The following is a 22,386-nucleotide window of genomic DNA, read 5'->3' as shown; positions in this document are numbered from 1 at the left end:
TTTTTTGTTCACGTTACCCACCTCATTGTTTAACAGCTGGAACTGAAAGGGCCCCCTCTTCAATCAGTTCGTCGATGGTATATTCGACAACCCGTTCCAATTCAGTCAATTCAACTTGGACAAGTCGTTCAAGCATATTGAGTCCAACTACTTTCCCTTTACCTTGTGCAGTGTTTAATCGCTCTCCGATATCCGGAAGCTCGCGTTTTGCATCCTCATACATATCATTCTCATATTTTAAGCAACACATTAGTCGACCGCATAATCCAGAGATTTTCGCCGGATTCAATGAAAGGTTTTGATCTTTCGCCATTTTGATGGAAACGGGCTCAAAGTCTCCCAAAAAGGTAGAACAGCAAAGCATTCGGCCACAAGGTCCTATTCCACCTAACATTTTCGCTTCATCGCGCACGCCGATTTGTCGTAGCTCGATTCGCGTTTTGAATACCGATGCCAAGTCTTTGACCAAGTGTCTGAAATCAACACGGCCATCTGCTGTAAAGTAAAAGATAATTTTGTTCCGGTCGAAGGTGAACTCCACATCGACCAAATTCATATCGAGCTCGTGCTCATTAATTTTACGAGCACACAGTTCAAAAGCTTCCTCCGTCTGCTGTTGATTCTCCATCACTGTCTGATGGTCGTGCTCATCAGCAATCCGAATGACCTTCTTTAGTGGAAGAACGACATCTTCCTCGTCGACACGCTTATTCGCAATGACGACGTCACCGTATTCGATTCCGCGAACGGTTTCTACGATTACATGATGATCCGTTGTAATCGCCAAGTCACCTGGATCGAAGTAATATATTTTACCCGCTTTTTTGAAGCGGACACCAATAATTTCAATCAATCTATATTCACCTCTCCATTTTGAGGATTAATTGCTCCATTGCCAATGTTGGATGGACATTCATCGCCAATCTTCTCTTCGTTTGCAACACTTCATAAATCGCCGCTTTGATTCGCTGTAGCGGCAAATGAGCTTGTTGCTGTTCCAGTCGATCCAATTGGTCAATGAAGACGAGTTGTTCCTTTTCATCTAAGTGTAAATAAACGAGATCCTTCAACCATACAAGCAACAAATCAAGCCCTTTTTCATGCTGCACCCGGCCATCGAAATGTTGCATCCATGTTTGATGGAAATATATGTAGGATTCCTCATTTGATTGGACAATCCTATCCATTAATTGTACCACTATTTTTCGGCTATTCGCAAACCACTCATCGCTTTGCAGTTCTTTCGCCTCAGTTAAATCAAACTGCAGCGCTGATGCCAATCGTGCATTTGCTTCACTAAGTCCTTCCTCACGTAACTGCTTCAAATAAGCTTCTTGTGCGAGTGGGTAAAAATGAATGCGTTGGCAGCGGGATAAAATCGTATCCAGCAACGCGTCAACCTGCTCTGTCAAAAGAATGGCTAACGTTCGCCTGCTTGGTTCTTCCAAAAATTTAAGTAACCGATTGGCTGCGTTAACGGTCATTTTATCTGCTTTTTCAACAATATAAATCTTTGAATCGGACTCAAAACTCGAATAGGTAAATTCTTTTTGCAGAAACTCAATTTGTTCTTTTTTGATGGATTGGCCATCTGGCTTAATCCAATGTACATCCGGATGGTTTCCCGATTGAATTCGTTTGCAAGCCACACACTCACCGCAAGGCTCTTCATTTTCTTGCGGTCTTTCACAAAAATAGCGCATAGCAAATAAAAGACTGGCCTCCCGTTTGCCAGTCCCTCTAGGCCCATGAAACAAATAGGCATGTGCTATTCGGTTTTTTTGAATACTGTTTTGCAACATTTTTGTTGCGACAGGTTGTTTTTCGCCTAGTACTGACCAGTTCATCATGCCCATCCTATCTATCTGAAATCAATTTTAAGCGTATATGTTTACTAGCAATCCTTTAATCTCACCGATTACCTTCAACAAATCGAGAGAGTCTTTTTCTTGATCTAAAAGCTGGTCGGTTAAGTTCATCAGCTTCTCATCGATTTGTTCGACTAATGTAAGCTGTCGATTTCCACCCGCCAGGTCCCAGCTTCTCGACTGCTTCAACGTTAACCCATGCTTGACAGCTTCGTCGATAAATTCATGAATCATTCGTTTATATTTAGCTAAGTCTTTAAACGAACGGAATTTCGCGATTTTCTCACCTTGTGCTTGAATTTGGTTGAGAAACTTTGTCAGCTGCTCTCCTTGTAGTTTATCTCGTTCTTGTCCAACCATCGATAAAAAAGCTTGCGAAGGTTGTGAAGTATTCACACGTTTAGTTTGAGCCGTATCGATTTTAGGTTGGAGATCTTGAGTGATCTTCATAACGATTTACCTACCTTTACATGAGGCAATTAAAATTTATGAAACGCATCTACAGGTAATACAAAGACAGTTGCCCCGCCAACTTCCACTTGTACAGGTCGTGGAATATAGGAATCTGCATTTCCACCCATCGGCGAAATTGGCGCAACCATTTGTTCACGCTGACTGCAATTATCTCGGATAATCTCAAGCGCCACTTCGACTTGATCGTCCTCACAACCGATCATTAACGTCGTGTTTCCTTCTTTCAAAAAGCCACCACTTGATGCTAACTTCGTCGTCTTGAACTCTTTCTCCGATAAAGCTTCTTGTAAACGATTCACATCTTTGTCTTGGACTACAGCAAGGACTAGTTTCATCCTTAACCTCCTTTAGATCCTTTTCTATCATTATAACAAGCTTTAAGCCAGTTTATCACTCGTAAATACTTTTAATGTATATTTAATTGGTTTTTTATCAGGTTTAAGCATTCATTTTGAACAGCTTCAACCGGTTGACTGGCATCAATTGGTTGAATACGATTCGGAAAACGATCGATCAATTGCTCATAAGCATCAAAAACTTTTTGATGAAAATCAATTTTTTCCAAGTCCAATCGGTTCTGCTCGCGATCTTTATTTGCAGCAATCCGTTTTAATCCTTCGACAGGATCAATTCGAAATAAAATGGTTAAATCAGGCATCGCATCTCCAATGGCAAACCGGTTCATTTCATATACTTCATCAATACCAAGCCCTCTCGCATAGCCTTGATAAGCAAGACTACTATCGATAAACCGATCGCAAAGGACGATTTTCCCTTCTTCCAGGGCTGGCAGAACGCGCTCGACCAAATGTTGTCTTCGAGCTGCAGCATACAGTAATGCTTCGGTCCGAGCTTCCATTGCTGTATGTTCTGGATTTAAAATGACATCCCGAATCTTCTCGGCAATTTCGATTCCTCCAGGCTCACGTGTACGAATCACTTGATAGCCCGCTTCAGTCAATTGGTTATGTATATAGGAAAGAGCAGTCGTTTTTCCTGCTCCTTCAACGCCTTCAAATGTAATAAATAATCCACTCACGCACATAAACTCCTCTATTGTTGTTCTCGATAAACCGTCATTCCTCGTTTTAGATCGTGTCCATCGTATTGAATCGATTGGAATAGCTTTTCTTTGGAATGAAGCACCTCAAGTTCCTTGTCATGAATCCGTTCACCTTGGAGGATCAATGGTATTCCTGGTGGATAAGGTGTAATCGTTTCTGCAGCTAATCGTCCGACTGCTTTTGACCACGGAACCCATTCCGCATCCAAATGATGGAGCTCTTGATAACTCAATTCCAATCGTTGAATCTCTTTTTTTACATGTCTACTTTTTATTTTACCATGAAAATTGTTTAATTCGAGCGTATTCACCGACTTTACTGCCTGTTTTAAACGAGAATAATCAAATTGTTCATCATAGAAGCCATGAATCAACAATAATTGATTATTTTGTACCATCTCAGCATATATGCCTTTTGCTTGTAGTTGGCCATCCAAATCTCGCATATCGAAGTCATTTGAATACAACGTCGTTTTCAGCGGATCATCAATCCCCGGTCGAATCGGTTGGATTGATACGTTTTGCAACGAACTAAGCTCTTCACGAATTGCGCGGATCTGAGAAAACGTTTCTTTCAAATCCTTCTCCGTTCGTGTCGCCAAAAAAGACCTCGCCAAATCAAGCGATGCCATCACAGCATACGACGGACTGCTCGTTTGTACCATCTGTAAATAATACGCAATCCGTTTGGGTGAAATCCGTTTGCTGCTACAAACATGCAAGTAGGACCCCATCGTTAAAGCCGGCAACGTTTTATGAGCAGAATGAACAACCACATCAGCCCCACAATCAATCGCCGATTTCGGAAACGGGAGACCTAACCGAAAATGTGCGCCATGCGCTTCATCGACTAAAACGGGGAGGTTTTTTTCATGACAAAGCTCAACAATCCTTTCCAGATCATATGTTGAACCGAAATAATCCGGGTACGTTAAAACAACCGCTTTAATGGAAGGAAAGCGGTTAATAGCTTCTCTTATTGTTTCACGTGAAATAACCGATACACGACTCACTTGTTCATCGTCATCAGGTGAAACGAAAATCGGTCGAGCCCCTGCTAATTCTAGCGCATGCATGATCGATTTATGACTGTTTCGCTGGACGAGAATTTCATCCCCTGGCGAACAAGCCGCTAAAATCATCGCTAGATTCCCAGAAGTTGTGCCATTCACGAGAAAAAACGTCCGTTCTACTTGAAAATAATCCGCTGCCAACTCTTCTGCTTCCTGAATCACACCTTCAGGTTGGTGCAAATCGTCCAATCCCGATAGCTCCGTTAAATCAAACGGCATCATTTCTTGGAATGGATTTGTTTTTTGGGAAGGAAAAACACGTCCATTTTTATGGCCTGGAACATGAAAAGAAACAGGATTCGTGTCCACATGTTCGATTAATCGGTTAAATAAAGGGGTTTGTCGTTGGTCCATTTTAGCTTCCTCTTTTACAGTTGTTTGTATCGAGCATAGCAGAGGCATCTAAAATTGAAAAGCAACCGCTTAGACGAACTACGGGAGCATATACTTCAATCTTGGGACCATTTATTGATCATCCGGGTCTATATCCTGGAACGCCGGTGCCACCTACTCCCATCTTAGGACCATATATTTTTAGTTTGGTAACATAATTCTTAAGCTAGGGTCCATATATCCTTTTAGTGGTCACATAATCCTCTCGAACGGGCTCATATTTGCCAACAGTAGTCTCATATCTTTCATAAAAGGGCGCATAAATCTATCACTAAAGCACAAAAAAAAGACTCCTACTGTTTTTGGTAGGAGCATGCTTTTAACCGGTCGACATAGTAATCGTAACGTTCTTCTTCAGGTGAAGTATGAATAATTTCCTTTTCACAATCCGTACAGATAAACGCAAAGAACAGCTGCAACCCCTCTTGCTTCGGTTGATCACAAATCTTGCAAACTTTCATAGATTCTCTCATAAATAACTTCCCCTCCTCTTTATCTACTAGCTTGTCCAGGACGAGAAGCATTTATACATAAATCTATGAAATTTTTAATAGAAAATTTAAGGAAGGATCAAAAAGTGAATGGCTGCTAAACTCCCTAAACCAAATAAACCGAGAAATCCAACGAACAATGATGTGAAAACGTTAATAGGTATATGAAGCCCGAACATCGAACCAAATACATTGGCAAAGAAAATAAACAGTGCGCCAATAATTAGTCGAACGACTCCTTTGGAAGCAAAACGCATCAACTTTAACGGCGGACCAAAAAATAGAACAAGAACAATCAATGCAATGATCGTTAAAATGACGACGATAGGATCCATCTGACATCCCCTTTCTACACTTACTCTATTGCCATTTTATGTTGTGTCTAATTTAAGTAGAACAAGTTATTTTCGCATTTTTATGGGTTTATTTAATTTGGTAATTTTTTAAATATATTGATTGTGGTATAGTAAATATAGAAAATTTTAGCAACTGTGCGGAAACCAATGGTTACATTCTAATGGTAGTTGCTATCAATCATGCAACTGCGATAAGGAGGAACATATGAGGAAAGATGTCTTCTTAATAATTGGTTTAATTTTTTTAGTTGCATGTAATCAAAGTGTAGATCAAGAAGTGTCTAACCAACCACAAAAAGTAGTTAAAAAGCAAAATGAAGAGACGACTAATGAAGAAAACATTTCATTAGAAAAACAATTCATTCCTCCAAATTTCACCATTAATCAGTTAGCAATGGATGTACAAGAGAATGAATTGGCCTTTCAATTTGATTTCACGTTGTCTCAACATCTCTATGATTTACTTCACCAGTATGAAGATTATTACTTTGTCATTGAATATCCAAAAGCTTTTCACGAATATACGGGGATTTACCTATCAGAGCCCATAAAAGGTCCTATACCAACCAACGAAAACCTCTCTTATCAAGTGAGCATTCGCACCACATGGAACATGAAGTTACCAGCAAGCTTGATGGATCATCTTACACGGGAAGATGCCAGCTATAATCTACTGATTTTAGATAGAGAGTACATGCCTGTCCACGCAGTTAAGGACGTACAATGGTACCACTACGGCAATAAAAATAAGGGATAAAAAATGAAGAAGAGATATTTGAGTTATATTCTATTTAATATCATTGTAATTGGTTATGTCGATTACATTAATCAGTTGCCGAAAAAACTATGATTATATGACGAATCCAAATCATTACAGACGTAATATGATGCAACTGATCGTGGTTGAATATAATGAGGGCCTGATCTTATTATGGCAGCAGCATAGACTATTGAGTTTTCTATAAGACTTTCCGGCGTTTTTCCTACCCGTTCAGGGGTATAGAGCACTCCTATAAGACTTTCTGGCATTATTTCCTGCTCGCTCGGGGGTATAGAGAACTCCTATAGGACTTTACGGCGTCATTTCCTGTCCGTTCGGGGGTATAGAGCACTTCTATAAGACTTTCCGGATTCTTTTCCTGCTCGCTCGGGGGTATAGAGAACTTCTATAAGACTTTCCGGATTCTTTTCCTGCTCGCTCGGGGGTATAGAGAACTCCTATAAGACTTTCCGGCGCTATTTCCTGCCCGTTCAGGGGTATAGAGCACTCCTATAAGACTTTCCGGCGTCGTTTCTTGTCCGTTCAGGGGTATAGAACACTCCTATAGGACTTTCCGGCGTCATTTCCTGCTCGCTCGAGGGTATAGAACACTCCTATAAGACTTTCCGGCGCCTTTTCTTGTCCGCTCGGGGGTATAGAACACTCCTATAAGACTTTCCGGCGCCTTTTCTTGTCCGCTCGGGGGTATAGAACCCTTCTACCCGACTTTTCAACTTGCTTTCTTGCTTAGCGAAGACCTAACAAAAGATCCGCACGCTCCAACTAAAAGGAGCAATGCGGATTACTTACATATCTATTGAGTATTATTATAAATCTCGTCGACCTTCCAAAGCTTTGGACAGTGTTACTTCGTCCGCATATTCCAGATCTCCTCCGACTGGTAATCCATGGGCAATTCGGGTTGTCCGGATTCCAGACGGTCTCACTAACCGGGAAATATACATCGCTGTTGCTTCCCCTTCTACCGTCGGGTTTGTCGCTAAAATCAATTCTTCTACTTCTTCATCTTTTAACCGTTCAATCAACGATGTGACATTAATGTCTTCAGGTCCAATTCCATCCATTGGTGAAATCGCACCATTCAATACGTGATATCTTCCTTGGAAGTCTTTCATCTTCTCCATGGCGATCACATCTTTTGGATCTTGAACGACACAAATAAGCGTGTTATCTCGATTTGGATCCGTACAAATATTACATGGATCTTTATCGGTTATATGCCCACAGTTACTGCAATGAGTTAACTCACGTTTCGCATTGACGAGTGCTTTCCCAAACTCCAACACATCATCTTCTTCCATCGATAACACGAAAAAAGCCAGGCGGACGGCTGTTTTCGGACCAATGCCTGGCAGTTTTGTAAAACTGTCGACGAGCTTTGATATTGGTTCTGGATAATACATGAAGCGTGCCTCCTAGAAGCCCGGTATATTCATACCTTTGGTAAATTGACCCATCTTATCATTCGTCGTGTCTTCCACTTGCTTCATGACGTCGTTCGTTGCTGCGAGAATTAAGTCTTGTAGCATTTCTACATCATCTGGATCAACGACTTCTTCGCTAATTTCAACATCTGTAATTTCTTTTTTGCCGTTTGCGATGACTTTCACCATGCCACCGCCAGCTGTTGCTTCAAATGTCATTTCATGAAGCTCATCTTGAGCCGCCATCATTTTCTTTTGCATTTTTTGCATTTGTTTCATCATATTATTCATGTTTCCTCCACCACGCATATAAATGCCTCCTTAAGATTCTTTTATTTCAAGTAGTTCGTTACCGACAAGCTTTCGGGCTTCAGCGACCAAAGGATCTTCTTCACTTTCTTCCTTTTTAGCTGGTTCTTCCGCTTGCTGTTGGTTTAAAAAATCTTCTCGAATTGTTGTCCATTCACTTTCAGGAACTGGAATAATCGTTAATTGCTTTCCAGTATACTCACTCAATTGTGATTCTATCATAGTTTGATTTTCCATGACTAATGAACAATGGATTTCATAACGGAAAGAAATAATCAAGGATTCTCCTGAAGCGGCTCGTGGCTTGCTATCGACCAATTTTGCGTGAGCTGGCGGACTGTTCCGCTTCAGTTGGTCCATAAAGTTCGCCCAATTTTGTTTCACATTTTGAATATCTTCCTTCGTCGCTTCGGATAATGTTCGTCGGATTTTTTCATATGGTATTTTATAACCAGATCCCCGATTAGTCCTCCGCTTCGTTTCCTTCACAGGAGAAGACTCTTGTTTCACCTGAACCCCTTGCTCTTTCAATTGATTCAATGCTTTCTCAAGCTGTGCAACCTGTCTTTGGAGAACAGCTGTATCTTCTGCAGGCGTCGCTGGTTGATCTTCTGTCGTATGAAGGTCAATTTCTTGTAGGTCCAATAGGGCAACTTCAAGCAAAACTTGTGGGCTGTTTGTCCAGCGCATATCTTGCTGCGTTTTATTCAAAATTCCAATCGCTGTTTCAAGCCAATGTCGAGATACTTTTTCCGTCTGCTCTTTGAATTCCTCGTTTGGAATGGCTCGGACGAGTACTTCAGCTTGTCCCCGAGAGCTTTTAAACATCAGCACATCTCGAAGATAATGGATAAAGTCAAAAACGAAACGGCCTGGGTCCTTACCGGATTGCAATTGACGGTCCAAGAGTTGCAAGGTCTCTTTAGCATTATGCTCCAACAAGGCATTTGTTAACGTAAAAAGATGTTCTTGGGCAATCGACCCTGTCACAGCAAGTACATCATCCATTGAAATCATCGAGTCATCACTGTAAGCGATCGCTTGGTCGAGTAAACTCAGTGCGTCACGCATACCACCCTCAGCAGTTAAACTGATGTGAATCATCGCATTTTCTTCATACTGAACGTCTTCTTCATCTAAAATATACTTCAATCGGTCCGTAATGGCTTGTTGTGAAATCCGCTTGAAATCAAATCGCTGACAACGTGAAATAATCGTAAGCGGAATTTTATGCGGTTCCGTCGTCGCCAAAATGAATATCACATGCTCTGGAGGTTCTTCCAATGTTTTTAACAACGCATTGAACGCACCTTGTGAAAGCATATGTACCTCATCAATAATATACACTTTGTATTTAACGGACGTCGGTGCATACTTCACTTTGTCACGGATTTCCCGGATATCATCCACACCATTATTCGATGCAGCATCAATCTCAATAATATCGGAGACCGTCCCGTCCTGGATTCCCTGACAAGCTGAACATTCTCCACAAGGTTCCTCAACCGGTGAACGTTCACAGTTGATCGCCTTCGAGAAGATTTTTGCAGCACTTGTTTTACCGGTTCCACGAGGTCCCGTAAACAAATAGGCGTGCGCAACTTTGTTCTGCAATAATGCATTTTGCAGGGTGCGGGTAATATGCTCTTGTCCGACGACATCACGAAAATCTGTTGGTCGCCATACGCGATAGAGCGCTTGATATGCCATGAGCTTTTCTCCTTTAAAATTCTCTCTTTATTATAACCGATTTTACGTCAATCGGATAGGATTTTAATATCGTCTATTTTCTTAATCATACGGTATTCTCTTCAATAATAAGCCAAAAAAAGAGCATCCGGTTTGGATTCCGCCTGGACGCTCCTTTTCTATGAACATATTTTTCGTTCGCTGTTTTCTATTGAATATTTTCAAGCTTTAACCAATATTGATTCTTTTGGTCATTTTCTTTAATGTACCAAGGACGCTTACAGCAGCTAGGTAACTTGTATTTTTGTTTGATGGAAATGGATTATTGCTAATTTCAAACGAAGCTGTACCAAAATCACCACTTACTTGGATGGAATGGATGTTTTTATCCAAATTTGGATCAGCTAATAGAGTCACTTTTGTTTGTTGTAAGCCGACTCCAGCCAGTGCCAATGCGATGGATACATTGATATTTTTAGGATATTGTTCAATTGCTTCCGCCGCGTTCCCTTCAAACACCGTCTTCGTTTCATCGGTCGGTTCGCTCAACAATGTGTGGGCTGGTTTTCTTGTGACTAGAGATAAAGTATCGATGATTCCCGCTTCAGTAACATTTTCAATGAGGTCTAAACCACCGATGGCTCCAGATGGTAAGTGAACTCGATGATTCTTTTCATTGATAATCTCTGTTATTTTATTAAAGAAGTTCTCTTCCGCTAGTGCACCAATACTGATTAATACGGTTTCTTTCTCGCTCACAATGTCTGGAAGCACTTCTCTAGCTGCTTGAACATTTGCAGCTTCCACAACAACGTCGATTGATGAATCTAAAAATTCATCGACAGATGTGTACAATTGTACACCATACCGCTCTTCTAAATGTTGATATTTTTCTAAATTACGGACGAAAACACTGGTAATTCGTATATCTTGATCATTTTTTCTGGAAAGCTCATCAAGTAAATACGTACCTATTGTTCCTGCACCGATTAAACCGACTCTCATTGACATTCACCCTATAAAAAAAGCTCACCTATGAAGGCAAGCATTGATTTTGTATGTAACACCGTGCACCCGTTGTCGACCAGGCCATCATATGCGTTACGCAAGTTTGCAGCTCGGCCCAGGCGATCCTGCGTCACATAGAAGGGTTCGCTTACTGCTGCTTCCTTCCGGACCTGACAGGGTTCGCGAGTTTCTATTGCGCAGGACCCAAGCGTCAACACTGCTCCCTTGCGGCAGGCCATACAATGACCTGGCCTCGAACGGGAATTCAGCCCCACTATAGCGGATTGTGGGTTACAGGGCACCGCTACCTCCCCACCTAGCACGGCAAGTTTTAAATATCGTGCACTCCAAATTGAAGTGCACTACCTAGTATATAGCGATTTGGGGAAAAATGCAATCGGAAAAACTTACTTATCCGCATTCTTCTTTTTTCGATTTCTTAAGTTTTTAAAAAATGTTTTCAACAGTTCCGCACATTGTTCTTGCAGCACGCCTGGCACGACTTCCGACTGATGGTTAAAACGTTTTTCATCCAATAAATTCAGTAATGTGCCTGCACATCCTGCTTTCGGATCTGCAGCTCCATAGACGACTCGTGGGATTCTCGATTGAACAATAGCTCCAGCACACATTGGGCAAGGCTCAAGTGTCACATAGAGCGTGCAATTTTCCAACCGCCAACTCCCAATCGTTTGATTGGCTTCCAAGATCGCCATCATTTCAGCATGCGCCTGACTATGTTGGTCGGTCTCCCGGCGATTATATCCCCTTCCGATTACCTCTCCGTCATGAACAATCACTGCCCCGATCGGTACTTCATTGATTGCTTCAGCTTTTTTCGCTTGTTCGATTGCTTTTTCCATCCAATAAATATCCATCGCGGCCAACTCCTTTTTTCAGCCTTCGGATGGCTGAATCTCCAAGTCATAACTTTTATTCGTACACATAAATATAACATATACTGTGCAAAAGGGAGTGTACGTGATTGATCATCCATACTGTTTCTCGAGGTGACTCCGTCTATTTACTTTCTCAACGTTATCAAACCTCTGTTGATTTGATTGTTCAAGCGAATGAATTGGACCAACCAGAAGACTTAGTGGTCGGGCAAGCATTAGTGATTCCAATTGATTTTTATACTGTTCAACCAGGTGAAAGTTTATATCTGATCGCACAAAAATTAAATACAACCTACCAAACACTCGCTGCCTATAATGACTTAAGTTTGGAGGCGCCACTTCAAATCGGGCAGGTACTGGCAGTTCCCAAACCTGCTGAGCGACCGATTGTTTCCAATGCTTACATCGAACCATTCGGCGGTGTAGTCAGTGAAAAGTTGCAACAATCTGCTCGCTCAAAGTCTCCGTACTTGACTTACTTGGCACTGTTTTCTTATCGGATCAATCGAGATGGTACATTGAATCCCCCACCAATTGATGATTTTCCTGCTATTGCCGAAGCAAACGGGGCATCTTTAATGATGGTTATATCAAATTTGGAGGAAGGAGCTTTTAGTGAGGAGTTAGGGCGACTGATCTTAACCGATAATACGGTCCAAACAACGCTGTTAGATGAAATCATCCAAATAGCTACGGAAATGAATTATCGTGATGTTCATTTTGATTTCGAATTCCTTCCTGCAGAACTAAAGGAAAGTTATAATGATTTTCTACGTCGAGCTAAAAAACGGTTACATGCCAATCATTTATTACTATCCACGGCATTAGCACCGAAAAACAGGGCGGACCAGCCTGGACAATTGTATGAGGCGCACGATTACAAAGCTCATGGCGAGATCGCTGATATGGTCGTGTTAATGACTTACGAATGGGGATACAGTGGTGGCCCGCCGATGGCTGTCAGTCCAATCGGTCCCGTTCGTGCAGTTGTTGAATATGCTCTTACCGAAATGCCTGCCGAGAAAATTTTACTTGGGCAAAATCTCTATGGTTATGATTGGACGCTTCCTTATGAACCTGGCGGTGAATATGCCCGCGCACTTAGTCCAAATCAAGCTGTACAGCTAGCTCGTTCGATGAATCAGGCCATTCAATACGATGAAGAGGCTCAGGCACCGTTTTTCAATTATTGGGACGTAGAAGGAAATGAACACGTAGTTTGGTTTGAAGATGCTCGTTCGATTCAAGCAAAGTTTGATTTAATCAGAGAATTGAAACTCAGAGGCATTAGTTATTGGAAGCTCGGATTGGCTTTCCCACAAAATTGGTTGTTGCTTCAAGATCAGTTTGCAATCGTTAAATACAGATAGAGAAACCTTTTAAAGCATCCAGATGGAATGAAAGTCTGGATGCTTTTTTATGCTTACGTTTCACAACACCGTTATTCGGATTCGATTTTTGCTTCTCTCATCTTCGTTTTCGCCGCTTCATACGCTTGTTTCAATCCGTGTTGGTCAATCTCAGCTTTTGAGATTTTCTTATAAGGAATTTCTAATGAAAATGTTTCTGCAAATGGTCCGCTTTTCAATAAAATGAAGTCGGGTTGCTCCCAATATGCCACCATTTTTTCCTTTATACCTTCGAATTGTTGACGAAAACCACGTTTAAACATTTCCGTCTCATTCTCTTTGTCGATTCCTGGTTCATTCAGGCAGAAGTATAACGATAAATCGTCACAAAACTGCAATAAACGAAAGTGAAAATCAAATGCTTGCTCATTAAATTGTTCACCAAGTTCCTCTTTAATTCGTTCATTTTTCTTTATTTCCTGGGAAATATAGCGCTGGATGGTTGGGTCATTTGATGAATGATCAAAAAACGATAAGTAATGATGACTGCAAAGTAAGCCAGCATATTTCGACTCGTTTCGTACTTCTTCCACACCCTTTTGGTAATGCTCAACTTTCACTTCTTTTGGGTAATTCATAAAGGAATGTGGTTCTTGTTTATCTTTGTTCCATGTCGGCTGATCATCCAAAGGAATCCAAGCCCGGTCATGTTGTTCAATGGCAAATTCTACTTCTTCTCGTAAATGTTCCGATAAAAATAATTCACTCGGCCAATGTTTTGCAATTTCTCCACTTGCCTTTGCATGGTCATGCTGTGTAAACAACCGAAAAAACTGGTCTGTTTTCGTTACAATCACTCAATTCACCCCATTATTTAAAAGAGTATGTATAAATAAAGATGCCCCACGTATGGGACACCTCTACTTAAGATACTCATGATTAGCCATTTAATACCTTCAACGATTCACGGTTGAATGCCGGAATATCGTTTGGATTACGGCTTGTAACAAGATCGTTATGACAAACGACGACTTCTTCATCTTTGAAATTAGCACCAGCATAAATCATATCTTGTGCGATGGATTTATACCCTGTTGCCATACGACCTTCTAACGTCTTCGCTGTGATTAATAATTGTGGTCCGTGGCAAATAGCTAAAACTGGTTTATCTTTATCCGCCATAAATGGTTTGACGAATTCAACAAATCGATCATCTGCACGTAATTGGTCAGGTGAAAATCCACCTGGAATAAACAATGCATCAAAGTCTTCCGGTTTCACATCATCAATGGAAGCATCGATTTCTACTTCAGCTTCACCTTGTTTTCCTTGTACGACTTTCCCTTTTTCTTTTTCAATCGTTACCACTTCATGGCCTGCGTCCTTAAATGCATTTACAGGCTCTGTATATTCAATGTCCTCGAATAAATCAGTGATTACACATGCGATTTTTTTACTCATTTAAAACATCCTCCTCTGAAATATAGGATTATGCCTACATTAAACAAGTTTCCCACATGAGCATCTACTCAAACATCACGGATGATTATGCTTCGTTAATTTCGGCTGGCTGTTCAGGTCTTTTCCAAATTAACTCTAAAATAACAGCGATAGCAGTTCCGACTAATAACCCGTTGCTGACGACTTGTCGCACCATATCAGACAATCCTGAAAAACTATCCGCTGGGAAGAACATTAATCCTGAGCCGATTAATAAGGAAACCGTAATAATTGTCGTATTTCGGTCATCCAATCGATTTGAAAATAAGTTTTTAATTCCTAAGCCCATCAACTCAACAAAAGTAGCTAGTAAGGCCGCATTCGCAATTGGAGCTGGAATTTGTGCTAGGTAATAAATCATGCTCGGAAAAAAGGAAGCTAATATTAGTACAGCCGAAGCAATCAAGAATGGTCGAATTCTTTTTTCACCGGTTAATTTTAAAAACCCTGCTGAAGAGGCCAAAGTAATGACGGCAATACCTGAGAAAATTCCTGATATCCCATGGTTTACTCCTAATGTAAAGCTAGACCGGTTCATATCCCCATAAGAAACTCTCGCTTTTTCTTCTCTTACATCTGTAACGGCAGAAAGCGCTGCGACAATATTTGAAAGTAAAATGACAGCTGTTAAGAGTGCGATCGGTATGAGACTCCAATCCCAAATCGGCGTTCCCCAAGCAAACCATTCAGGTGCCGAGATCGTCTGCAGACCATTCGGCCGTTCGGAGCTTGTCCCAATAAAAAGTTCATATACGACCCATCCAACTACAATTCCGATCAAAACAGCATAACTCTTCTTCCACCCGTGTGAAAACAACGACAATACCAACACTAGAATAAATGTGATAAAGCTAACAATTGTTGCATCAATTTGAATAACAGCATATTCAGCAACACCCGTCATTCCTTGCAGAAACGTGCCACCCAGTTGAACAGTCAATAAAGTTAAAAAGACACCTGTCACAAGAGGGGTGAAAATGGAGATAATTTTTCCGGAAATCTTGAACAGACCAAATAGCATTAAAAAAATGCCCGTTAAAATCATGGCCATTTCGAGTAATCGTAATGAATTTTCAGCCGAGCCAGTTGCAGTTGAAATCGTCCCTGCAAAAACTGCAAATGTACTGACCCAAATACCTGCAGGACCATCAACGATCGGCATTTTATGACCAATCCATCCTTGCAGAAAACAAGCAACACCCATGATGAAGAATGTCCGTTGCATTAATTGCATGACTTCTATTGAACTCATATCGAATAAAGGACCGATCACGATGGGAATCGCGACGGCATTCGCTAATAAAAACACAAACCATTGAATAATCGAAAACAAAACAACTTCCTCCTGACTGCATACTTCGTTTGTTTCTATTCATTAGCATACTCCTTTTAATCGACAGAATCCAACGGTTTTTGGTGTTAAAATTGGTTTTTATGCCTATTAAGACTTGAATAATTTATTTAAAATTCAATAAACTGTGATAAACTAAAATGAAATGAATTGGCGAACGACAATCAGGCTAAATTGGACTGGATTGTTATATGCGGCAAACGTTCAAATGGTTTAAAAGGGGTTTGAATATATTTGAAAAAGATAACTGTATTGATTCTTTTGTTACTTGTATTGGTAGGATGTAATCAGCGTAATGCCGATTTAGAGGATTCCATTCATTCGATTGTGAAAGATGAAAATAAAAGTGAGATCAAGATCCAATCACTTACTAACGAAGACTGGGATAAAGCATTTCTTTTCACGCCATATAGTACAGAGAAAGGCATTGAAGAACAGCTAGGAACAAAATTTAATGATAAAAGTAATATCTTTCTTCGAGATGATATATATTTATTAGTTTTTCTTTATGAAGATAAAGTTGTTCAATATGCAGAAATTAAACGTCATGGTTCTGATTTTTCAACAGGAAATAAAAATTATCTAACACCCTCCGATGATCTTATACTTATTGAAAGACATTAACTGAATACACTGGCGACAATCGGGCATAGTGGTGTTTCATAATGGGGCCAATTTATTGAAGAAAGGGGTACATTAATGACAAAACAAATAAAGCGTTTTGAAAAAAAAGTGGCACTAGTTACAGGTGGGCGTTCGGGAATTGGACGAGCTATCGCCCGCAGGTTGCATGACGAAGGAGCGACTGTAATTACCGCACAGCGCGGCAAGGATGAAGAGTTTGACTGGATTGAGGCAGATTTCTTGGACCCAAATTCACCAGAGCGAATCGTTAAAGAAGTCATCGCCCGAACAGGCCAACTCGATGTAGTGATCAACAATGCCGGTATGATGCAAGAATCATCGATTGAAGAGATGAGCGTTGAGGATTGGCAGCGTAATCTTAACGTGAATCTGACAGCTCCTTTCCTGATGATTCGAGCAGCGTTGCCTTACCTGCGCCAAACGAAAGGTAGTATAGTCAATACTGGATCGACAGAGGGGCTAGCTGCCAATCCACAGCATGCGGCTTATTGTGCGTCTAAAGCTGGTCTTCATGGGCTGACCCGTTCGGTGGCAGTAGACCATGGTCATGAAGGCATTCGTTGCAATGCCGTGGCACCTGGTTGGATCGACACGGAGTTAAACAATGATATGATTGAAAACCATTCAGATGTAGAGGCTTTCCGACGCGATATCGCACGCATTCATCCAGTTGGCCGTACAGGTTCACCCGAAGAAGTAGCAGCGCTCGTTGCATTTCTTGCAGCCGATGAAGCTGGGTTTATCACAGGCCAGGTGTATACTGTGGATGGCGGAAGAACGACTAAGTTAAGTCTCCCTTGAACAGAGTTTTAATTTTCCCTGACCACTGCTCTATAAGTTTTAATTTAACGTAAACATAAAACAACAATAAGCGCGCTTGTTGCACTAAGTTGTGACAGAATTGGAGCCAGATCAATGGAATAAGAACATAATTAATCATTAGAACTTCCAATCATCGGAAGTTCTATTTTTTATAGATCATCTAATAAAAACCCACTTCAGGCATATTCAGCCTAAAGTGGGTTTCGTTGATCAATTAATATTCCAATGTAGACGTATCCCCTTCAGGTAAACCGAGCTCACGTGCCTTCAACAGACGACGCATGATTTTACCGCTTCGGGTTTTTGGAATCTTGTTACTGATTTCAACTTCCCGTGGCGCAGCATGAGCACTCAAGCCTGTTTTGACGAATTGGCGAATGTCTTCCAATAATTCATCGGATTCTTCATAACCCTCGTTCAATGAAATAAAGGCTTTGACGATTTCACCTCGTTCAGGATGCGGTTTACCGATCACACCTGCTTCAGCGACCGCTTCATGTTCAATTAGCTTACTTTCGACTTCAAACGGACCGACTCGTTCACCGGACGTATTAATGACATCATCAACACGGCCTTGGAACCAGAAGTAACCGTCTTCGTCCCGGTAAGCACTATCGCCAGAAACATACCATCCGTTAACAAAGTAACTTTGATATTTCTCAGGGCGATTCAAGATTTTACGCATCATCGCCGGCCAACCTTCTCTAATGGCTAAATTGCCCATTTGGTTCGGTGGCAACTCATTTCCTTGATCATCGACGATGGATGCTGTCACACCTGGAATTGGTTTTCCCATTGATCCTGGTCGAATATCAACGGTTGGATAGTTACAGATTAGCTGTGCACCGGTTTCTGTCATCCACCAAGTATCGTGGATCCGTAAGTCAAACGCTTTCATTCCCCAGTGAATGACTTCTGGGTTTAATGGTTCTCCGACACTCATGATATGACGTAGGCTGGATAAATCATGCTTCTCAATCTCATCTTTCCCAGCACTCATCAACTTACGAAATGCGGTCGGTGCTGAATACCAAACAGTCACATTATAACGGTCAAGTGCACCGTACCAAGCATCTGGACTGAAGCGTCCACCGACAACCACATTGGTAACCCCATTTAACCAAGGTGCAAAGATTCCATAACTCGTGCCGGTTACCCATCCTGGATCTGCGGTACACCAATACACATCACCATCTTGTAGATCAAGCACCCATTTTCCCGTCTGATAATGCTGAATCATCGCATAATGCACATGATAAACACCTTTTGGCTTCCCTGTTGAACCGGAAGTATAATGAAGCACCAAGCCATCTTCTAAGTCTACCCACTCAATATCAAATTCTTCGCTTGCCTGCTTCATTTCTTCGTGATAATCAATATAGCGACCATCGGCTTCTACATTCTCACCGACCAATACGACCTTTTCTAATTTCGGCAAATCATTTTCAGGTACACGACCAAGTAAATCGGGTGTCGTCACAAGCACACTCGCTTCACTATCCTCTAAACGGTCCTTCACTGCTTGCTCCATAAATGCCTCGAATAACGGGCCTGCAACCGCTCCCACTTTTAAGATCCCAAAAAAGCTCGCGTAAAACTCTGGGGATCTCGGCATAAACATGAACACACGGTCACCTTTCTGAACCCCATGCTCTTGAAGAACGTTCGCAAATTGGTTACTCATTTTCTTTAATTGATCAAATGTATAAGATTCTTTTCGATCAGGTGACTCATAGTAGAGTGCCACTTGGTCTTTCTTTCCCGCCGTTTCCGCATGGCGATCAATGGCTTCATAGGCCATATTCACTTTGCCCGTTTCATACCAAGAGAATGCTTTTTTCGCTTCCTCCCAGTCGAAATTATTATACGTCTCCGCATAGTCCATTAAATTATGTTGTCCGGCCTCTGCTTTTAACACTTGTTCACTCATCGGATCACCTCTTGTTTAAATTGATTATTCATTATCATACAAATATTCTAAATTATTTATGTTTTCATTGTATAAAAGAAAATTGACTTTGAAAAGAAAAACAATTGGTTCGCGGTTATGACTGACACAATATGTCAATGGACTCATTGTGTTTACCAACATTTTGTGGTAATATTTTTAATTATCAAATTAATTTAAACATCTTAAGAGGTGAAATGAAAATGAAGCTCTATTTATCAGTCGATATGGAAGGTATTACCGGATTGCCTGATCATACGTTTGTCGATTCACAATTACATAACTATGAACGAAGTAGAAAAATTATGACAAAAGAAGTTAATCATGTAGTTGAGCAAGCTTTTGAAAAAGGGTGTCAGTCTTTTTTAGTCAATGACAGCCATTCCAAAATGAATAATCTATTAATTGACGAACTTCATCCAGAAGCTGATTTAATCACTGGAGGTGTAAAACCTTATTCCATGGTTCAAGGACTTGACGAATCCTTTGATGGGGCAATGTTCCTTGGTTACCATGCACGTGCCGGCCAGCCAGGTGTCATGTCGCATTCCATGATCTTTGGTGTTCGTAATTTTTATATAGACGATATGGAGATTGGAGAGTTAGGCTTCAATGCCTTAGTTGCCGGTTATTACGATGTTCCAGTACTTTTAGTTGGTGGCGACGACCGTGCTGCTGCCGAGGCGGAAGCATTAATTCCTCACGTAACGACTGCTGCCGTTAAGGAGAGTATTACGCGCTCAGCTGTGAAATCGCTATCATTAAAAAATGCAGGTGAATTACTGGAAAGAAAAACAGAAGAAGCCATTAACAATCGTTTTCAAGTCAAACCTTTGACACCACCGAAAAATCCAACGTTGCGTATTGAATTTGTGAACTATGGACAAGCAGAGTTGGCGGCATTTATGCCAGGAACAACAATAGAACCAAATAGTTGCATCGTTAAATTTGAAGCGAAAGATATTTTGGAAGCTTACAGAGCGATGATTGTCATGACAGAATTAGCGATGCAAGCAACCTTTTCCTAGGAGGTTAAATTATGATTCGTTATATCCTCAAGCGATTTTTCATGATGATCTTAACGATTTGGATTATCGCCACACTGACTTTTGTATTGATGAACGCCATTCCAGGTTCTCCGTTTAACGAAGAAAGAACTTCCAATGAAGCGGTCCAAGAGAATTTGGAACGGCATTTTAATTTAGACGAACCTCCTATTGTGCAATATTTTATTTACTTAAAATCGATTGCAACATTAGACTTCGGACCATCTATCAAAAAACCGAATGATACGGTTAATGATTTACTGGCACGAGGATTTCCGATTTCAGCAGAGCTTGGAATCATCGCTATTTTAGTAGCATTGGTCTCTGGAATTATTTTAGGGGTATTAGCCGCTTTGCGTCATAACGGAATCATCGATTACCTTGCGATGATGATCGCCGTACTCGGCATTTCCATTCCGAACTTTGTGTTAGCGACATTGTTGATTCAACAATTAGCCGTAAACGCAGGTTTCTTCCCTGTCGCTACATGGCAATCTCCCATGCATATGATTCTTCCGACACTCGCATTAGCGACTGGGCCAATGGCGATCATTGCCCGGTTAACACGGTCGAGCATGTTGGAAGTGTTGACGCAAGATTACATTAAGATGGCACGTGCCAAAGGATTAGCCCCATACAAAGTCGTCATAAAGCACGCACTTAAAAATGCATTAATGCCTGTCGTGACAATTATGGGAACCTTATTGGCGGGCATCCTGACAGGAACTTTTGTCATTGAGAAAATCTTCGCGATTCCTGGAATGGGTAAGTATTTTGTCGAGAGTATTAACCAGCGGGACTATCCGGTCATTATGGGCACAACCGTCTTTTATAGTGCATTTCTCGTGTTCGCCTTATTTTTAGTTGATATTGCATACGGGTTGTTAGACCCTCGGATTAAACTGCACAAGGAAGAGGGGAATTAGGCATGAAATCACATACAACACAATCACACGACCACATCGATCCAAATTCAAAAGAGATTCCCCTCGATTGGTTTAAACCATTGGAAGGATCAAGTGACTCATCCAATACCGTTGTTCGTCCTTCACTCTCCTATTGGAAGGACGCCTGGATTCGTCTTCGTTCCAATTACATAGCAATGGGTGGACTGATTTTTCTCATTCTATTAGGAATCATGGCGATCATCGGTCCATACTTAACACCTTATTCAGTTAGTGAAACAAGCTTGGCAAATCAAAACCAACCGCCTTCCTCGACCTATTGGTTTGGGACAGACAATCTTGGTAGAGACGTCTTTACACGGACATGGTATGGCGCTCGGATTTCTTTATTCGTCGGCATTATGGCTGCCCTCATTGATTTTACGGTTGGTGTCATTTACGGAGGTGTCTCAGGCTATAAAGGCGGAAGAACCGATAATCTTATGATGCGGATTGTCGAGATATTATACGGATTACCTTATTTACTCGTCGTTATTTTGTTATTGGTTGTTTTGGGACCGAGTCTTTCAACGATTATTTTGGCACTGACGGTTACGGGTTGGGTAGGTATGGCCCGGATTGTCCGTGGACAAGTTTTACAGATCAAAAACTATGAATTCGTCCATGCATCAAAGTCATTTGGCGCAAAAACGAGTCGGATTATCCGGAAAAATTTATTACCGAACACAATGGGACCAATCATCGTTCAAATGACGTTGACGGTACCTACAGCCATCTTTGCAGAAGCCTTTTTAAGCTTTTTAGGTCTAGGCGTCCAGTTTCCTTTCGCTAGTTGGGGTGTGATGGCTAATGATGCGTTGACAACGATTTTGTCTGGGCATTGGTGGCGCTTATTCTTCCCAGCATTTTTCATCTCGGCAACCATGTTTGCCTTTAACGTACTAGGTGATGGCTTACAAGATGCCTTAGACCCGAAACTCAGGAGGTAACCC

24 protein-coding genes and 1 other RNA gene are annotated in these 22,386 nt (G+C 41.3%); 7 read left to right on the top strand and 18 right to left on the bottom strand.

Features of this window, described 5'->3' with window-relative positions; genetic code table 11:
* Nucleotides 1–22: 22 nt before the first annotated feature.
* The 8 genes from KQ486_RS03700 to KQ486_RS03665 all read right to left on the bottom strand — a co-directional run bounded on the left by KQ486_RS03700 (nt 23) and on the right by KQ486_RS03665 (nt 5,697).
* Nucleotides 23–853, bottom strand: coding sequence for a PSP1 domain-containing protein (locus KQ486_RS03700; RefSeq protein WP_144163319.1), 831 nt, complete (start codon nt 851–853; stop codon nt 23–25).
* Nucleotides 854–860: 7 nt separating this feature from the next.
* Nucleotides 861–1,847, bottom strand: a complete 987-nt coding sequence (gene holB / locus KQ486_RS03695; protein WP_311379178.1) for a DNA polymerase III subunit delta' — start codon at nt 1,845–1,847, stop codon at nt 861–863.
* A gap of 30 nt (nt 1,848–1,877) precedes the next feature.
* The gene (locus KQ486_RS03690; RefSeq protein WP_144163321.1) at nt 1,878–2,318 is read right to left on the bottom strand and encodes a YaaR family protein; all 441 of its coding nucleotides are present in this window, start codon (nt 2,316–2,318) and stop codon (nt 1,878–1,880) included.
* 29 nt (nt 2,319–2,347) lie between these two features.
* Nucleotides 2,348–2,677, bottom strand: a complete 330-nt coding sequence (gene darA / locus KQ486_RS03685; RefSeq protein WP_216686831.1) for a cyclic di-AMP receptor DarA — start codon at nt 2,675–2,677, stop codon at nt 2,348–2,350.
* Nucleotides 2,678–2,748: 71 nt separating this feature from the next.
* On the bottom strand, nt 2,749–3,381 hold the full coding sequence (tmk, locus tag KQ486_RS03680) for a dTMP kinase (RefSeq protein WP_216686830.1): 633 nt from the start codon (nt 3,379–3,381) through the stop codon (nt 2,749–2,751).
* A gap of 14 nt (nt 3,382–3,395) precedes the next feature.
* Nucleotides 3,396–4,832 (bottom strand): aminotransferase class I/II-fold pyridoxal phosphate-dependent enzyme, encoded by a 1,437-nt coding sequence (locus KQ486_RS03675; protein ID WP_216686829.1) that lies wholly within the window; start codon nt 4,830–4,832, stop codon nt 3,396–3,398.
* A 332-nt stretch (nt 4,833–5,164) separates the two neighbouring features.
* Nucleotides 5,165–5,344 (bottom strand): sigma factor G inhibitor Gin, encoded by a 180-nt coding sequence (locus KQ486_RS03670; RefSeq protein WP_216686828.1) that lies wholly within the window; start codon nt 5,342–5,344, stop codon nt 5,165–5,167.
* A gap of 86 nt (nt 5,345–5,430) precedes the next feature.
* Complete coding sequence (locus KQ486_RS03665; protein WP_216686827.1) at nt 5,431–5,697, bottom strand: pro-sigmaK processing inhibitor BofA family protein; 267 nt, start codon at nt 5,695–5,697, stop codon at nt 5,431–5,433.
* 226 nt (nt 5,698–5,923) lie between these two features.
* Between KQ486_RS03665 and KQ486_RS03660 the strand changes: the two genes are divergently transcribed.
* Complete coding sequence (locus KQ486_RS03660) at nt 5,924–6,475, top strand: hypothetical protein (protein ID WP_216686826.1); 552 nt, start codon at nt 5,924–5,926, stop codon at nt 6,473–6,475.
* Nucleotides 6,476–7,305: 830 nt separating this feature from the next.
* On the opposite strand, the gene recR is transcribed toward KQ486_RS03660, so the two are convergent.
* From recR to tadA, 6 genes are all read right to left on the bottom strand, one after another.
* Nucleotides 7,306–7,902, bottom strand: a complete 597-nt coding sequence (recR, locus tag KQ486_RS03655; protein WP_144163328.1) for a recombination mediator RecR — start codon at nt 7,900–7,902, stop codon at nt 7,306–7,308.
* Nucleotides 7,903–7,914: 12 nt separating this feature from the next.
* Nucleotides 7,915–8,232, bottom strand: coding sequence for a YbaB/EbfC family nucleoid-associated protein (locus KQ486_RS03650; RefSeq protein WP_144163329.1), 318 nt, complete (start codon nt 8,230–8,232; stop codon nt 7,915–7,917).
* A gap of 12 nt (nt 8,233–8,244) precedes the next feature.
* Nucleotides 8,245–9,942, bottom strand: a complete 1,698-nt coding sequence (gene dnaX, locus KQ486_RS03645) for a DNA polymerase III subunit gamma/tau (RefSeq protein ID WP_144163330.1) — start codon at nt 9,940–9,942, stop codon at nt 8,245–8,247.
* Between the two features lie 207 nt (nt 9,943–10,149).
* On the bottom strand, nt 10,150–10,926 hold the full coding sequence (gene nadX, locus KQ486_RS03640; RefSeq protein ID WP_216686825.1) for an aspartate dehydrogenase: 777 nt from the start codon (nt 10,924–10,926) through the stop codon (nt 10,150–10,152).
* A gap of 61 nt (nt 10,927–10,987) precedes the next feature.
* An RNA gene (gene ffs / locus KQ486_RS03635) (signal recognition particle sRNA large type) lies at nt 10,988–11,254 on the bottom strand.
* 82 nt (nt 11,255–11,336) lie between these two features.
* A complete protein-coding gene (tadA, locus tag KQ486_RS03630) occupies nt 11,337–11,807 on the bottom strand; it encodes a tRNA adenosine(34) deaminase TadA (RefSeq protein ID WP_216686824.1) in 471 nt (156 codons plus the stop codon).
* 107 nt (nt 11,808–11,914) lie between these two features.
* Between tadA and KQ486_RS03625 the strand changes: the two genes are divergently transcribed.
* Nucleotides 11,915–13,198 carry a glycoside hydrolase family 18 protein gene (locus KQ486_RS03625; RefSeq protein ID WP_216686823.1) on the top strand — a complete coding sequence of 428 codons (1,284 nt, stop codon included), beginning with the start codon at nt 11,915–11,917 and terminating at the stop codon, nt 13,196–13,198.
* 71 nt (nt 13,199–13,269) lie between these two features.
* On the opposite strand, the gene KQ486_RS03620 is transcribed toward KQ486_RS03625, so the two are convergent.
* The 3 genes from KQ486_RS03620 to KQ486_RS03610 form a co-directional block, all read right to left on the bottom strand.
* Nucleotides 13,270–14,034, bottom strand: a complete 765-nt coding sequence (locus KQ486_RS03620; protein WP_216686822.1) for a DUF3891 family protein — start codon at nt 14,032–14,034, stop codon at nt 13,270–13,272.
* An 82-nt stretch (nt 14,035–14,116) separates the two neighbouring features.
* The gene (locus KQ486_RS03615) at nt 14,117–14,638 is read right to left on the bottom strand and encodes a type 1 glutamine amidotransferase domain-containing protein (RefSeq protein ID WP_144163335.1); all 522 of its coding nucleotides are present in this window, start codon (nt 14,636–14,638) and stop codon (nt 14,117–14,119) included.
* A gap of 85 nt (nt 14,639–14,723) precedes the next feature.
* Nucleotides 14,724–16,010, bottom strand: a complete 1,287-nt coding sequence (locus tag KQ486_RS03610) for a purine/pyrimidine permease (protein ID WP_144163336.1) — start codon at nt 16,008–16,010, stop codon at nt 14,724–14,726.
* 252 nt (nt 16,011–16,262) lie between these two features.
* Here KQ486_RS03610 and KQ486_RS03605 point away from each other — a divergent pair, with 252 nt between their 5' ends.
* Nucleotides 16,263–16,652: a hypothetical protein gene (locus tag KQ486_RS03605; RefSeq protein WP_216686821.1), complete on the top strand. Its 390-nt coding sequence runs from the start codon at nt 16,263–16,265 to the stop codon at nt 16,650–16,652.
* 75 nt (nt 16,653–16,727) lie between these two features.
* Complete coding sequence (locus tag KQ486_RS03600) at nt 16,728–17,474, top strand: SDR family NAD(P)-dependent oxidoreductase (protein ID WP_216686820.1); 747 nt, start codon at nt 16,728–16,730, stop codon at nt 17,472–17,474.
* 235 nt (nt 17,475–17,709) lie between these two features.
* Here the strand turns inward: KQ486_RS03600 and acsA are convergent, their stop codons facing one another.
* Nucleotides 17,710–19,425, bottom strand: coding sequence for an acetate--CoA ligase (acsA, locus tag KQ486_RS03595; RefSeq protein WP_216686819.1), 1,716 nt, complete (start codon nt 19,423–19,425; stop codon nt 17,710–17,712).
* Between the two features lie 221 nt (nt 19,426–19,646).
* On the opposite strand from acsA, the gene dppA reads away from it, so the two are divergent.
* The 3 genes from dppA to KQ486_RS03580 are packed head-to-tail and all read left to right on the top strand — an operon-like array spanning nt 19,647 to nt 22,383.
* A complete protein-coding gene (gene dppA / locus KQ486_RS03590; RefSeq protein ID WP_216686818.1) occupies nt 19,647–20,471 on the top strand; it encodes a D-aminopeptidase DppA in 825 nt (274 codons plus the stop codon).
* 11 nt (nt 20,472–20,482) lie between these two features.
* Complete coding sequence (locus KQ486_RS03585; protein WP_144163219.1) at nt 20,483–21,415, top strand: ABC transporter permease; 933 nt, start codon at nt 20,483–20,485, stop codon at nt 21,413–21,415.
* Between the two features lie 2 nt (nt 21,416–21,417).
* On the top strand, nt 21,418–22,383 hold the full coding sequence (locus KQ486_RS03580) for an ABC transporter permease (RefSeq protein WP_144163220.1): 966 nt from the start codon (nt 21,418–21,420) through the stop codon (nt 22,381–22,383).
* The last annotated feature ends 3 nt before the right edge of the window (nt 22,384–22,386 follow it).

Source organism: Allobacillus halotolerans (genome assembly GCF_018967645.1).
Classification (GTDB): domain Bacteria; phylum Bacillota; class Bacilli; order Bacillales; family Alkalibacillaceae; genus Allobacillus; species Allobacillus halotolerans.
This window is presented reverse-complemented; position numbering and strand designations above follow the sequence as displayed.

Bases quoted from the DNA above. Each gene is read 5' to 3' on its own strand.
- holB (WP_311379178.1), bottom strand. From the start codon at position 1,847: ATGAACTGGTCAGTACTAGGCGAAAAACAACCTGTCGCAACAAAAATG.
- KQ486_RS03690 (WP_144163321.1), bottom strand. From the start codon at position 2,318: ATGAAGATCACTCAAGATCTCCAACCTAAAATCGATACGGCTCAAACT.
- darA (WP_216686831.1), bottom strand. From the start codon at position 2,677: ATGAAACTAGTCCTTGCTGTAGTCCAAGACAAAGATGTGAATCGTTTA.
- KQ486_RS03675 (WP_216686829.1), bottom strand. From the start codon at position 4,832: ATGGACCAACGACAAACCCCTTTATTTAACCGATTAATCGAACATGTG.
- KQ486_RS03670 (WP_216686828.1), bottom strand. From the start codon at position 5,344: ATGAGAGAATCTATGAAAGTTTGCAAGATTTGTGATCAACCGAAGCAA.
- KQ486_RS03665 (WP_216686827.1), bottom strand. From the start codon at position 5,697: ATGGATCCTATCGTCGTCATTTTAACGATCATTGCATTGATTGTTCTT.
- KQ486_RS03660 (WP_216686826.1), top strand. From the start codon at position 5,924: ATGAGGAAAGATGTCTTCTTAATAATTGGTTTAATTTTTTTAGTTGCA.
- recR (WP_144163328.1), bottom strand. From the start codon at position 7,902: ATGTATTATCCAGAACCAATATCAAAGCTCGTCGACAGTTTTACAAAA.
- KQ486_RS03650 (WP_144163329.1), bottom strand. From the start codon at position 8,232: ATGCGTGGTGGAGGAAACATGAATAATATGATGAAACAAATGCAAAAA.
- dnaX (WP_144163330.1), bottom strand. From the start codon at position 9,942: ATGGCATATCAAGCGCTCTATCGCGTATGGCGACCAACAGATTTTCGT.
- nadX (WP_216686825.1), bottom strand. From the start codon at position 10,926: ATGAGAGTCGGTTTAATCGGTGCAGGAACAATAGGTACGTATTTACTT.
- tadA (WP_216686824.1), bottom strand. From the start codon at position 11,807: ATGGATATTTATTGGATGGAAAAAGCAATCGAACAAGCGAAAAAAGCT.
- KQ486_RS03615 (WP_144163335.1), bottom strand. From the start codon at position 14,638: ATGAGTAAAAAAATCGCATGTGTAATCACTGATTTATTCGAGGACATT.
- KQ486_RS03600 (WP_216686820.1), top strand. From the start codon at position 16,728: ATGACAAAACAAATAAAGCGTTTTGAAAAAAAAGTGGCACTAGTTACA.
- acsA (WP_216686819.1), bottom strand. From the start codon at position 19,425: ATGAGTGAACAAGTGTTAAAAGCAGAGGCCGGACAACATAATTTAATG.
- dppA (WP_216686818.1), top strand. From the start codon at position 19,647: ATGAAGCTCTATTTATCAGTCGATATGGAAGGTATTACCGGATTGCCT.
- KQ486_RS03585 (WP_144163219.1), top strand. From the start codon at position 20,483: ATGATTCGTTATATCCTCAAGCGATTTTTCATGATGATCTTAACGATT.
- KQ486_RS03580 (WP_144163220.1), top strand. From the start codon at position 21,418: ATGAAATCACATACAACACAATCACACGACCACATCGATCCAAATTCA.